Raw genomic sequence first — 12,314 nt, forward strand, 5'->3', positions numbered from 1 at the left:
TCGATCCGGTTTTTTAGATTGTATTCAAGATCAACACCACTCCCACGATACACATCACCCAGCTCAGAGCCGAATTCGAATGCTCCGCAAGCTTCAGCCTCAGTTTCTCTAAAGGTCCCTCCAGCCATTTCCCCATCAGTCGATAGCCAATGAAAATCAATATAGCTGGCAGGATCATGATGAAGGTATAGACAATCAGGGTGGGGAGCCACAGATACAGGGGAATTCCTTCAGACGTCATAAGCCCGATGGCCGCGAAATATGGGAAGGCGGTGCCGGCTTCGATGACGAAGGTGGTGAGGCCGATGAGGGTGATCGACAGGAGGCTCTCCGTTTTCGGCAGCGGGATGGTGCGCTTCTTGTTGGTAGGGATGAAGAAGCTTGCGATGAAGAGGATTACCCCGATGGCGAACAGGGTCCTGCTGACGATGACATGCTCGGTCAGTGAGCTGAAGGCGTCGAGTATCGTCGTGAAGCCGAGCATCATGACAATGCCGAGGGCTATGTAAAGGGTGGCCACGGTGAACAGATAGACGAAGAGACGGGATGCGCTCTTTGGTGGATTCCCTAAAAGCAGATAGAGTGTGACGCCGATGATTGTCGGGCTCAGGGTGTCTAGAAGGGCCAGGCCGCCGAGGTAGAGGAGGAGTTCAGTTTCCATCCGTTTCCTCCAGATAGAGGTCGTACGCTTCGGCCATCAGCTCGAGGACATCCTGATCGACAGGATAGAGGCGGTGTTCTTCGGATTTCTCGGGGCACATGCGGATCTCCCAGAGCTGATCGAGGAACGCATCTTCGCCGTCGAAGTCGAGGGCGCGCTTCTCATCCATGCGGTGGATGATGCCCTGGATTCTGGGGTGGGATGGCCCGAGGTCCATATACTTCTTGAGCTGACCGAGGAGGGCGATCCACTCAAGGGAATCGGGGTCGGTGCTATTCATATTCGGCAGGCGCTCAAGTACGCGTTCGTCATGCACATCCCAGTTATCCCGCGACTTCAGGAGGGAATCTTTCTTGCCCCTGGCATACAGGCTCATGATCTTCGAGATTTGGAATTCTTCCCCGTCAATCGCGAGGCCGTTCATGAGCTCTCGCAGGGATTTTTCAATATCAGCCAACCGGTCCTTTTCATTGAGGATATAGGACAGTTGCTTATTCAGGCTCTCCGCCCAGTCCCACTCTTTTGATACAAGGATCTGTCCGATTTCGGAAAGCTGGAATCCGATCGACTTAAGGAACTGAATCTGTTGAAGCTTCTTCAGTTCCGCCGATGTATAGAGACGGTGTCCGCCGTTCGTCTTCCCTGCAGGAATCAGCAGGCCGATTTGATCATAATACCTGAGCGTCCGTACCGACACCCCGCTCATTTTCTTCACTTCATTGATATGAAGCACCCTCATCATTCCTCTCTATCCTTCGTCGCCATTCCCGATTTTAGCAAGTAGCCCAGTCCGAGTCCCACAAGCACACCAGGAATGGCCGCATCGAATACAAGTCCGATCCCGGCACCGACGATGACGCATCCGTATATCACCATATCTTCTTTCTTCATTCCGAATCTCCTCCTTTTTTTCAGTATAAAAGATGACGGTACGTCACTTGCAAGAACGAAACACCTTATCAGTTGAAGGTGACGCAGCGTCATCTTTTATAATGGGTATGACAGATGAGGACGGTTCCGATGCGCCACTTCTTTGAAGCATCGGAATCATCCCAATGAACTTACGCGCAAAAGGAGGCAGGAGTATGAAAAAGATCATGATGATGATTTTGAGTGCCGTGATACTTGCGGGTTGCCGAGGAGGATCGGAAGAGGTATTTGTACAGAAGGAATCGGCAGCGGAATTGGGGGAGGTTGCCGTCGATTTTGCGAGTACGAATGTGAAGGTCACGGTTGGCGAGGGGGATGAGGTGGAGACCCATATGACGGTGTATGACAGCGGTCCCGGCGTCAGCCTTGACCGGAACGGAGACCGATTGACGATCAAGGTGGACAGTAATGCCATTCGACTGGTGAATCTGAAGAAGAAGCCTTCTCTGGAAGTGCGAATCCCAGAGAGCTTCAATGGGACACTCGTTCTTGATGGTTCATCTGGGAATGTTTCAGGAGAAGAGCTCGGGCGTCACCGGATCGAGGTGGAAACGAGCAGTGGCAATGTGGATCTCCATGTGGCAGAACTTCAGGCGCCGGTTTCGGTGAAGACGAGAAGTGGCAAGGCATCGGTGAGGTTTGACGAGGAACGCCCCGACTTGAAGCTTGATGTGTCGACGAACAGTGGAAGCCAGTCAATCGGCGTGGACCTGGACGGGAAATCGACCTCGAAAAAAGGGGTCAGTGGGGTGTCGGGAGGCGGAAGCCATGAGGTGAAGATTGAGACAAGGTCTGGTGGGGTGCGGGTGGAGTGAAGTGTCCGTCCCCATATGTCAAAAAAATGGCACATGGGAACCGTCCCCATGTGCCATACATTTAGTGCCACTTTTCTACTAGCTTGAAGCCTTTGGTTTTTAGGAATTTCATGTTGGGATGGAAGGTTTCAATCAGGGTGGATGGGCTTGTTTCAGTAAGGTTTAAAAGTCCGGTGCGGTTGAGGCTGACGCTGAGGAGGCACCCCGATGCGCCTTCTTCTGCTTGGGATTCACCAAGGACATTTACGACGACGTTTTCAACCGGGAGGCAGTGGATAAGATCCAAGCCAATTCTGAGCACAGAACTGCACACATAATCTTGCAGGAGCTGAAGGTATTTTCCTTTTGCCATTTTTCTAGATGAGAGCTTACCAGTCTTCGTAAGGGACAAGGCATTCTCAGGAATCGGATCCACATTAATGGTCAAGTCCACTAATACACTCTCATTATCGAGGATGGTAAATGCGATATCGTTTCCCAGTTCATCAAAGATGGTGAAAATATGATGACGCTCTAGAGCGCTGATCCATGCGTCCCTGTCACCATTCAAAACATTCTGGGCAAGGGACGTCTTAGCTACCCATTCCGCGTACGATGCGTCATCAACTTTCTGGCTATCAGTCAGTTCTTTTTGCATTTTTGCTTGTCGTGCTTCTATTCTTTTAAACAAGCGGTCGATCCAGTTGGGTTCGAAAGAGGCAAGTTTTTGCTTTGCTTCGACCACGCGGGGACCGTCTTCTCCTTGTGAAAAGGGAGGGAGCGTATCCCTAATACCCGGCCAATCGACAGGTTGCAAGGCGTCTTCATGTAGATGCGTAATGGAAGCAATGTAGGCTTCGTACTCCTCAACCTGAACACCGTTGTATTGTACCTGGACATGGTTTCGGTTGTTTTGCGTAGATGACAGGCGTTTCTGATAAGATAATCCGGTTCCTGGTATGCTTGCCCCGACACTCACCCCGCGAGAACTTGTATTAACCCTCAATCCCTTCCCGCCGACCGACATGCCGACACCTTTTGTACTAAGATTCATCCGTACGCCCGGTGCGATCTTCATGCTCTTTCTAAAACGGAAACCCACTTTCATCTTCTCCTTTCGTCATACCTAGTCAGTGTATAGTAAATGTTAGAGTTTGGTAAACTTACTATACCATTAAACCATACAGGAATTTTAGCAGGGGTTTTGAAATGGAATTTTCGATTATATGTAAAAGATAGAATACTTGGAATCAATAATAGGTACCTGCCCTGAACAGAAGAACGTTTGCTGGGCACAACGCTTCCCTAACATCATAGGGTCCCTATGTATTTAAAAAACTGTGCGTAGGGTCCGTCCCCATGCGCCACTCAGTGTATTGCCTCCCACTCACTCAAATACATCATCCCGTTCACATCTCCTGGATTTTCAAGGGGGCAGATCAGCTCCAGACTGTTGCCATCGGGATCGGGGAAGTGGATTTTTGCGTGGGCCATCCCGTTGTGTGCCATCACGAAGGGTTCCACCGGCTCAAAGCCGAACGCCCGCCGTGGAGAACATCCCCGTTCAGTGAGCCAAGCGACGGATTGTTTCAGCTCGTCGAGGGCCACCTGAAAGGCAACATGTCGGATGGAAGGGTGATACGCGAGTTCCACGCAATCCGTATCCCATAGCCCGAGCCAGCTTCTTTCTTTCTCGATCCACATGAACGCAAGCCCGTCCCCTGCGCGGTGGGAGAGCTCCAAACCCAGCCCCTCGTAGAAGGTGATGGAACGATCTACGCTCCTTACGGGAAGATGGGCTTCGTATAATCCTTTGATCATGGTCATGACCTCCTTTTCTATACTGTACCTTGACGAACGGGTGGATTCGACGGGCAAATGGCCGGGTTGGTATGAGACATAAGGTGGAGGTCAAGGGGATAGAGAGGTTCCTCCCATTAGAAAAAAGCTTCGTCCCTTCAGCAATTGTGTGGAGGGAAGAAGCTTTTTCGGTTTTCATCTCAGGTGGAACATTCCTTTTCCGGTGTTCATATCGATCGGCAACGAAGAATGTTGATGGGCGATGACCCAAGACCCCTCAATCTTTTTGAGACCGAATGTAAACCGGTTCGCAATCTGTCGAAGTTTTTCTTCCGATTCTTTCGTATACGCAGCAAACACCACTTCACAATGAACAAAAGCGACTGTATCGCTTTCCTCCACCTTTATTTCATTAAATAGGGCTTTGAGGATCTCGCCTTCCTCATTCAAACCTGTAAACCATTCGATCACATTCTTTCTCCACTCGGAGATCCCTCTGCATTCCCAGTCGCCCCAACAATCATAAATGTGAACATCCTCGGCATGCGCAGATAAGAATTTCTCCACATCCTGTTCGTAAACGGCCGTTTTGTATACTTCAAGAACATCTTTTGCGGCACCATTTTTCATTTTGAGTACCCCTCTCTAAAAAGCATCTCGACTAGTCATTCGAGGCTACCTGGTTAATTCCTTTTTTTAAAAGGAATTATCCCGTTTAATCATCTAGGTAAATAGGTGGGGAAAATTGGCAGCCTATAAGCCTTCTGTCTCAATACGTCTCATTTCGTAAAGGAACAAACGTTCGGTTATACTAACGGACAGAGGTGATTGGAATGATAAGAGACAGAGGGAAAATCAAATGGACGTCGCTCATGCTCCCGGAGCACGTCAAGGAACTGAGGGATATATGGGAGGTATTCGAGCGCGACCCGAAGCCTGAGGTCGACATCTTCGCCTTGAGCGAGATGGAGGAGCGGATCCGCTATGCCATGGAGTACCACCTTCCCCTGCGGATGAAAATATGGAATGAATTGAAAGGGAAATGTGAAATGAAGACGGGTACGATTCATTATCTGAATGAACGGGACCGGAATGTGATGCTTGAGTGCGGCGATGAGGGGTTCGTCCGGGTACGCGTGGAGGACCTGATTTCGGTGGATGTAGTGGAATAAGAAAGGAAGGGACACTTGCGTAATCGTGAGTGTCTTTGTTTATGGGAAATAAAAGGAAATCATACGGAGGATATGATATGGTAATAGAGAAGTGCTTTTACGAGCGGTTATTGATCAAGAAGAGATAATGGGGGGTGAAATCATGTTGAAGAAATTCACCATGACGGGGAAAATTCTTTTTACGATGGGGTTCATCCTATTTGTACTAAGCTCTTTTCTGTATTCAGAATTCACTGAGGAAGGTTATTGGAAGATGGGGTTGATCATCGGTGCCCTAGTGGCCATCAGTTCCAACTTTTTAACAATCAAACGTGCATCCAAAAGGAGAGCCTTACATGATTAAACAAATCGAGCATCCGCAAGCCTGGGAGCTCCGCCACACCGTCATGTGGCCGGACCGACCCTATGACTATATCAAAGTAGAGGGCGATGAATCGGCCCTGCACTACGGACTCTTTCATGAAGGTGATCTGAAGTCCGTCATCTCCCTCTTCATCGAGGAAAAGGAGTGTCAGTTCAGGAAGTTTGCCACCCTTGAAGAAGAGCAGGGAAAGGGCTACGGGAGCCGACTACTTGAACATGTACTTGAAGAATTGAAAGCTAAGGGCATCCGCCGCATCTGGTGCAACGCACGTACTGAAAAAGCCGGCTTCTATAGCCGGTTCGGGTTGCGTGAAACCGACCGCCACTTCACCAAAGGCGACAAGGCGTATGTGATCATGGAAATGACGCAAGCGTCAAAGGAGGGGTAGCCAATGGAGATCACATTCATCCGACATGGGCAGGGGGAGCATACGCTGAGCCTGCCGGAAAGCTTGCAGTTGGAGGATCCGTCATTGACGGAAGCGGGGAAGGAACAGGCAAGGAGCCTTTCAACGGTCTTCACTGTTACGAAGGATGATCTGGTGGTTGTGAGCCCTGTGCGGAGAACCTTGCAAACGGCCTCCTTGATTGCCGGTGAATCGGGGTGCAGGCGGGTCGTGCATCCGTTGGTGTCCCCGAGGATGTTCCCGCAAAAGCCGGGGGCAGTGACATTGCCATGCGATCGGATGTTGGACCTGAAGACCATCCGGAACGAGTTCCCTGACTTTGAAGTGAAATTCGGGATGGACCCGGATATGTGTGCGTCGGGAATCAATGTCATGCCTCATGACGAGTTTTCGGAATGGGCCGACATCTTTTTACGATGGATCGAGGATCAGGGCGCCCATCACGTGTACGTGGTATCCCATGACGGGACGATCACAGCGTACCGGGAGCGACTGAGAAGAGAAACGCTATCCAGAGCCGACTTCTTAAATGATGCGGGCTGGATCAGGGAGCAGTATGGACAGTGAACGCTACAAGAGGCTGCCTCACAGCAGCCGGTAGTCATGCGTTCTGTTCACGGATGATTTTCAATCGGTTCAGCAATCCGAAGAAGTGTTCATTGTAAAGGGCCATTCTGTTTTACCGGCTGATCAAACGGGTAAACTACGTCTGTAAACATTTACGGAAGCGGGGAGATAATGATGAAGATCTCATATCATGGCCACTCAGTGGTGAAATTCGAAACCAACGGAAAAACGATCCTTGTTGATCCGTTCATCAACGGGAATGAATATACCGATCTAAATGCAGATGACGTCAAAGCTGATGTGATCATCCTGACCCACGGACATAACGACCACGTGGGTGATACTGTCGCCATCGCGAAAAGGAATGACTCCTTGGTGATTGCACCGAACGAGCTGGCGAACTATCTTGGCCTTCAGGGCCTCAATACTCATCCGATGTCAATCGGCGGAGCGCGAGAGTTCGACTTCGGTAAGGTGAAATTCACCCAGGCATTCCATAGCTCAAGCTATACAACAGAAGATAACGAAATCATCTATACCGGCATGCCGGCAGGCTTCCTCTTGATGGCTGAAGGGAAGACGATTTACCACGCAGGAGATACAGGTTTGTTTTCCGACATGAAGCTGATCGGTGAACGCCATCCGATCGACCTTGCTTTCCTTCCAATCGGGGATAATTTCACGATGGGACCAGAGGATGCAGCACTTGCCGCTAAGTTCTTGAAAGCGAAGGAAGTCGTTCCTGTCCATTACGATACATTCCCGCCGATCAAGCAGGATCCGCATAAATTCGTCGAGATGCTTGAAGACAGCAAAGGCCGCGTCATGAAAGCAGGAGACACCATCGATCTATAAGATCATCACCGGAATCATCCGGGACCTTCACAGGAGGTTCCGGGTGATTTTTTGTTGAGTGAAAAAATAGTTTTGTTATAATTTTCCTTTTGTTATGATAGAAGGAACAGGTAGCAGCGTTAGTTGAAATTGACAAAGCGAAGGAGAATGTACGTGGAATTCAGGAAGAACGTTCGGGAGAATCAGAACTTACGTGACAGCTTCAACCAGCTTGCCGATGACACATTCGGCATCCATTTTGGGCAGTGGTATGAGAGGGGATACTGGACAGAGAAATACGTGCCATTTTCCTTTATCGAAGGAGACCGGGTCATTGCCAACGTGTCCGTGAACCTGATCGACTTTACTATAGAAGGAGAAGAAAAGAAGGCGATCCAAATTGGGACCGTCATGACCCATCCCGACTACCGGAATCGTGGGTTATCTAAGGACCTTCTGGTGAAAGTGCTGGATGAGTACCGGGATCAAGTCGATTTTGTCTATCTGTTTGCGAACCAAAACGTCTTGGAGTTTTATCCGAAGTTTGGCTTCCGGGCACAGCAGGAAACGCTATTCAGCATGGTGCCAGGCACCGCAGGTGAAGTGAGCATGAGGAAGCTTGATATGGAGGAGAAAGCAGACCGCGATCTGGCATATGGGATCGCCAGGGACAGGCTGCCGGTATCCACTCGCTTCGGGATGAGAAACACAGGTGAGCTGTTCATGTTCTATGCTCTCTATTCCTTCCTGGATCTCTATTATCTTGAGGAAGAAGGCACGGTGGTGATGTTCCAGCGTGACGGGGAGCGGCTTGATCTGTTTGATGTCGCATGCCGCGAAACCGTGGATGTCCGAAAGATTGCCGAAAAGCTTGCAGACGATGATACGCGGCAGATCGTCTTTCACTTCACACCGGAGGAGACGGAAGGGATGCGGACAGATGTATTCGAAGGGGATGAGGTGCTGTTCGTTCTGCCCATGAAGATTGGGGAAGGGATCCCCGAGGGGGTGAAGCATCCGTTGACGGCGCAGGCTTGATGTGAACCGACCCCATTTAGTAAAAAGGAATTATTTCCTTTATGTGAAATTATATATGTAAGGTGTTCCGGAGTGAGGGTGAGTTATATGGACTTTCTATCCTGGTACGACTGGCTTACGCCGACGAATCCCATGGCGTCGATCTTTTTCGGGTTGATCTTCACGGTCATCGTCGGGGTGACGGTATGGTGGGATACGAGGAAGATGAAGTCGGCCTTCGTTGCGGCGTTGACGGGGATCCTGGTGACGGTGGTCGGGGTCGCGATCTTGAATGCCATTGGGTTTTATGCATGACGTGTGGGGACGGTTCCTGTGTGTCAAAAACGTGACGCATGGGAACCGTCCCCATGCGTCGTCCAAAATCAGACATCGGGGGAATACTCATGAAGAAACTTGCGACAGGGTTGGTGCTGATCTTATCCAGTGCCATTTTATATGGATCGACGTTGATTACCGCAGCGATTTATTCCACGGTTCTTAGCAAAGAAGGGTTTGGTTGGGATTCGCGCTACGGTGTGTTCGGGACGGCGTTTCGCAGGATCGGAACCGTTCCGTTAGTCTTTTCGATACTCATGGCTGTGGTGGGGATTGGATTCACAGGCTATTCGTTTTATCAGAAAAAGAAATCATAAATGACGCATGCACCACCCGAACAAAGCAGTCTCCCAATGGAGGCTGCTTTGTTTTTTATATCGGGTTCGCGTTGCTAATAGCAATAGGGGTTGTGGCAAATACTAAGGTAACTGTCTTTGGATTTCTATGCTGGCATACTTTACACATGACAATAAGCCTGTTTATTAAGGAGGAATACATTTCTTGAATAGAGGGTACTATCATACAGTAACAGGCCTTTTCAGTAAGTAGAAGTAAAACCATAAACGATTATTCAGGCAACCTGGTATTTCATGTAGAAATCCATCCACATCAAAGGAGTTGACAATAGTATATGAAATTCAATAAGAAGAAGATCAACGTTGTTAGTATTGAAAAGGCCAAGAAGAGTGTCTTCGCAACGGGTGTAGGGAATGCGATGGAATGGTTTGATTTTGGTTTGTATTCATATTTAGCCGTTATCATCAGTCAGAATTTTTTCAGTCCTGTCCAGAATGATGAACTGAAGCTGATCTTCACATTCGGAACGTTCGCCATTGCCTTTTTGATGCGTCCGCTTGGCGGTATTATTTTCGGACGGATCGGTGATAAGTTAGGGAGGAAGGTCGTACTAACGACCACGATCATCTTGATGGCTTGTTCCACTTTATTGATCGGGCTGCTTCCTACTTATGATCAGATTGGGGTATGGGCCCCGATATTGCTGCTTGTTGCAAGGATCATCCAAGGATTCTCAACTGGCGGTGAATATGCTGGAGCCATGGTGTATATTGCAGAATCTTCACCGGATAATAAACGGAATATCCTCGCTAGTGGGTTGGAAATCGGAACCCTTACCGGCTATATCTTGGCCTCTCTCCTTGCGAGTATCCTTTTCATCACGCTATCAGATGATCAAATGAGTTCGTGGGGCTGGAGAATTCCATTCTTGCTTGGTTTGCCTTTGGGGCTTGTTGGATTGTACTTAAGGAAGAGCTTGGAGGAATCACCGATTTTCGAAAATGAACTTGCCAATGATAATGAGGATGAGAAAAAAGAAAGTTTTGTGTCGATCTTCAAGAACCATAAAAAGGACATTATCGTTTGTTTCGTTGCAGTAGCATTCTTTAACATAACGAATTATATGCTGTTATCGTATATGCCTTCTTATCTAGATGAAATCGTCGGATTGTCCAGCACGACGGGAACGGTCCTGATCACAGGTGTCATGGTCATCATGATTCCATTGGCCCTCATGTTCGGGAAACTGAGCGATAAGATCGGCAACAAAGCGACCATCTTGATTGGTTTGGGTGGCCTGTCGCTCCTGTCCGCTTTTGCTTTTTACTTAGTCAACCTCAATGGTCTGCTCTTCGTCTCACTGGGCATTTTGATCTTAGGTATACTACTGGCGAGCTATGAAGGAACCATGCCTGGAACGTTGCCTTCCATGTTCTTCAGTGATGTACGCTATCGCACCTTATCCGTCACATTCAATGTCTCGGTCTCCATCTTTGGTGGGACGACCCCTTTGGTTGCCACATGGCTTGTACACCAAACAGGGAACAACTTGGCACCTGCATGGTATCTAACCATTGTCAGCGTCATCGGTTTCTTCATCATCTTGTTCATGTTCACGAGTACGTCCGGTAAGTCCCTCAAAGGATCGTATCCGACTGTTGCGACTAAATCAGATTACAGAGAAGCCGTAGAGAATCCTGAAGAATCACTATGGTGGAAGGATGAGCAGGATGAAAAAGGGTAAGGATATTCAGTAAAGGATTGAAAAAAGAGAACCCTTTAATGACGATAACTATATCCTTTTAATACCGCTCATGATTTCCGTGCAAGACTTCGCTTTCCGCGGGTAGCCTGTGAGCCTCCTCGGCAAGCCTGCGGGGTCTCACATCAGCTACTCTTCCCGCAGGAGCTATTCCTGTGGGGAAAGTATGGACCTATTGCACAAAAAAAGATCCTCCTTTATGATGCAGGTGCGAAGCCACACACAAAAAGGAGGATCTTTAACATGCATGATAATCGAAATGAACGCATTAATCAAATTTCTGAGGACACATTGGTGATTGGAGTCGACATCGCCAAGTGTGTACATTATGCCTGCGCAGTGGATGAACGAGGTAGGGAGGTCAAGAAAAGCTTCTCATTCCGTCAGTCCAGACAAGGCTTTGAAACCTTTTACGCTACCATCCTAAAGGTGATGGAATCTCATCAAAAGAAGAATGTAGTCGTTGGATTTGAACCTACCGGTCATTACTGGATGAATTTATCCTCGTACCTTACGGATCGGGGCATTCGCTTTGTTCTCGTCAACCCTCTCCATGTGAAGCAAACCAAAGAATTGGATGACAACCTACAGAGTAAAAACGATCCGAAAGATGCTCGTGTCATTGCCAAGATGATACCGCAAGGCTATTACAGTATTCCTCGTGACATGACTCCTATTGAAGCAGAGTTGCGTCATGGTTCGGCATTTAGGGCTCGTCTGAAAAAACAAGGAGCGTCGACTCAAAACCGGATCAAGCGATGGATTGATCTATATTTCCCTGAGTTTATTTCGGTTTATAAGTCCATTGGAATGAACGCCTCCACTGTTCTTTCTTCTTATCCTCTTCCGGAAGACCTTGTGAGAGAAGATCCTGAGAAGCTCTTGGAGAACCTCAAGAACCTGGGAGGTAAGCATTTCTCGGTTAAAAACCTTACTAAGCTTCTTGATGTCGCGGCCACATCTATTGGCTATCAGGAGAGTCCTGAAATGGCACGGGCAGAGATCCAAATTCTATTGACACAGATGAAGCTGCTTGAAGAACAACTGGAAAGCATAGAAAAGCAGTTAGTGACGTTGGCGAAACAGATGACAGATTTCGATCTGTTCCTTTCGGTCCCTGGTATTGGAGAAAACACCGTAGTAGAAATCCTTTCAGAAATAGGAGCCTTTTCACACTATAAGAGTCCACGCCAAATTCTTAAATTAGCGGGTCTTACGTTAGTCACCAATTCCTCGGGAAAAAAAGAAGGGAACAAACGATTATCGAAACGCGGGCGGAAACGGCTACGCTCCTTGATATATAAGGCGATTTTCCCGATTTTACACGCCATACCAGCGTTTCGGTCCCTGTACGATTACTATAGTGAACATCGC

The 12,314-nt window shown here is 48.4% G+C and carries 17 protein-coding genes; 10 read left to right on the forward strand and 7 right to left on the reverse strand.

Annotated features, from left to right (window positions below):
* Positions 1–13: 13 nt before the first annotated feature.
* Genes ABJ225_RS13570 through ABJ225_RS13580 form a run of 3 tightly spaced genes read right to left on the reverse strand, consistent with a single transcriptional unit; the run spans position 14 to position 1,552 of the window.
* The gene (locus ABJ225_RS13570; protein WP_347320781.1) at positions 14–661 is read right to left on the reverse strand and encodes a GAP family protein; all 648 of its coding nucleotides are present in this window, start codon (positions 659–661) and stop codon (positions 14–16) included.
* Positions 651–1,394: a MerR family transcriptional regulator gene (locus ABJ225_RS13575; RefSeq protein WP_347320782.1), complete on the reverse strand. Its 744-nt coding sequence runs from the start codon at positions 1,392–1,394 to the stop codon at positions 651–653. The genes ABJ225_RS13570 and ABJ225_RS13575 overlap by 11 nt, the downstream gene beginning before the upstream one ends.
* 5 nt (positions 1,395–1,399) lie before the next feature.
* Positions 1,400–1,552 (reverse strand): hypothetical protein, encoded by a 153-nt coding sequence (locus tag ABJ225_RS13580; protein ID WP_347320783.1) that lies wholly within the window; start codon positions 1,550–1,552, stop codon positions 1,400–1,402.
* Between the two features lie 194 nt (positions 1,553–1,746).
* Here ABJ225_RS13580 and ABJ225_RS13585 point away from each other — a divergent pair, with 194 nt between their 5' ends.
* Positions 1,747–2,406, forward strand: a complete 660-nt coding sequence (locus ABJ225_RS13585; protein ID WP_347320784.1) for a DUF4097 family beta strand repeat-containing protein — start codon at positions 1,747–1,749, stop codon at positions 2,404–2,406.
* 61 nt (positions 2,407–2,467) lie between these two features.
* On the opposite strand, the gene ABJ225_RS13590 is transcribed toward ABJ225_RS13585, so the two are convergent.
* From ABJ225_RS13590 to ABJ225_RS13600, 3 genes are all read right to left on the reverse strand, one after another.
* The gene (locus ABJ225_RS13590) at positions 2,468–3,463 is read right to left on the reverse strand and encodes a DUF4236 domain-containing protein (protein ID WP_481900623.1); all 996 of its coding nucleotides are present in this window, start codon (positions 3,461–3,463) and stop codon (positions 2,468–2,470) included.
* A 290-nt stretch (positions 3,464–3,753) separates the two neighbouring features.
* Positions 3,754–4,206: a VOC family protein gene (locus ABJ225_RS13595; RefSeq protein WP_347320786.1), complete on the reverse strand. Its 453-nt coding sequence runs from the start codon at positions 4,204–4,206 to the stop codon at positions 3,754–3,756.
* Between the two features lie 174 nt (positions 4,207–4,380).
* Positions 4,381–4,815: a YybH family protein gene (locus ABJ225_RS13600; protein WP_218245500.1), complete on the reverse strand. Its 435-nt coding sequence runs from the start codon at positions 4,813–4,815 to the stop codon at positions 4,381–4,383.
* Positions 4,816–5,018: 203 nt separating this feature from the next.
* On the opposite strand from ABJ225_RS13600, the gene ABJ225_RS13605 reads away from it, so the two are divergent.
* The 6 genes from ABJ225_RS13605 to ABJ225_RS13630 all read left to right on the forward strand — a co-directional run bounded on the left by ABJ225_RS13605 (position 5,019) and on the right by ABJ225_RS13630 (position 8,566).
* The gene (locus ABJ225_RS13605; RefSeq protein WP_218245501.1) at positions 5,019–5,357 is read left to right on the forward strand and encodes a YolD-like family protein; all 339 of its coding nucleotides are present in this window, start codon (positions 5,019–5,021) and stop codon (positions 5,355–5,357) included.
* A 142-nt stretch (positions 5,358–5,499) separates the two neighbouring features.
* Entirely contained in the window at positions 5,500–5,700 is a 201-nt protein-coding gene (locus ABJ225_RS13610; RefSeq protein ID WP_347320787.1) for a hypothetical protein, read from the forward strand.
* A complete protein-coding gene (locus ABJ225_RS13615; protein ID WP_347320788.1) occupies positions 5,693–6,109 on the forward strand; it encodes a GNAT family N-acetyltransferase in 417 nt (138 codons plus the stop codon). The genes ABJ225_RS13610 and ABJ225_RS13615 overlap by 8 nt, the downstream gene beginning before the upstream one ends.
* Before the next feature lie 3 nt (positions 6,110–6,112).
* Positions 6,113–6,694 (forward strand): histidine phosphatase family protein, encoded by a 582-nt coding sequence (locus tag ABJ225_RS13620; RefSeq protein WP_347320789.1) that lies wholly within the window; start codon positions 6,113–6,115, stop codon positions 6,692–6,694.
* A 174-nt stretch (positions 6,695–6,868) separates the two neighbouring features.
* Complete coding sequence (locus tag ABJ225_RS13625) at positions 6,869–7,549, forward strand: metal-dependent hydrolase (RefSeq protein WP_238284379.1); 681 nt, start codon at positions 6,869–6,871, stop codon at positions 7,547–7,549.
* 153 nt (positions 7,550–7,702) lie between these two features.
* Complete coding sequence (locus tag ABJ225_RS13630) at positions 7,703–8,566, forward strand: GNAT family N-acetyltransferase (RefSeq protein ID WP_347320790.1); 864 nt, start codon at positions 7,703–7,705, stop codon at positions 8,564–8,566.
* Positions 8,567–8,649: 83 nt separating this feature from the next.
* Here the strand turns inward: ABJ225_RS13630 and ABJ225_RS13635 are convergent, their stop codons facing one another.
* Entirely contained in the window at positions 8,650–8,844 is a 195-nt protein-coding gene (locus ABJ225_RS13635) for a hypothetical protein (protein WP_347320791.1), read from the reverse strand.
* A 105-nt stretch (positions 8,845–8,949) separates the two neighbouring features.
* On the opposite strand from ABJ225_RS13635, the gene ABJ225_RS13640 reads away from it, so the two are divergent.
* From ABJ225_RS13640 to ABJ225_RS13650, 3 genes are all read left to right on the forward strand, one after another.
* The gene (locus ABJ225_RS13640; RefSeq protein WP_056533799.1) at positions 8,950–9,198 is read left to right on the forward strand and encodes a hypothetical protein; all 249 of its coding nucleotides are present in this window, start codon (positions 8,950–8,952) and stop codon (positions 9,196–9,198) included.
* A gap of 314 nt (positions 9,199–9,512) precedes the next feature.
* Positions 9,513–10,922, forward strand: coding sequence for an MFS transporter (locus tag ABJ225_RS13645; protein ID WP_347320792.1), 1,410 nt, complete (start codon positions 9,513–9,515; stop codon positions 10,920–10,922).
* Positions 10,923–11,183: 261 nt separating this feature from the next.
* The coding region (locus ABJ225_RS13650; RefSeq protein ID WP_347320793.1) for an IS110 family RNA-guided transposase at positions 11,184–12,314 on the forward strand (1,131 nt) is incomplete at its 3' end.

The organism is Rossellomorea sp. RS05, from assembly GCF_039822645.1.
Lineage (GTDB): Bacteria > Bacillota > Bacilli > Bacillales > Bacillaceae_B > Rossellomorea > Rossellomorea marisflavi_B.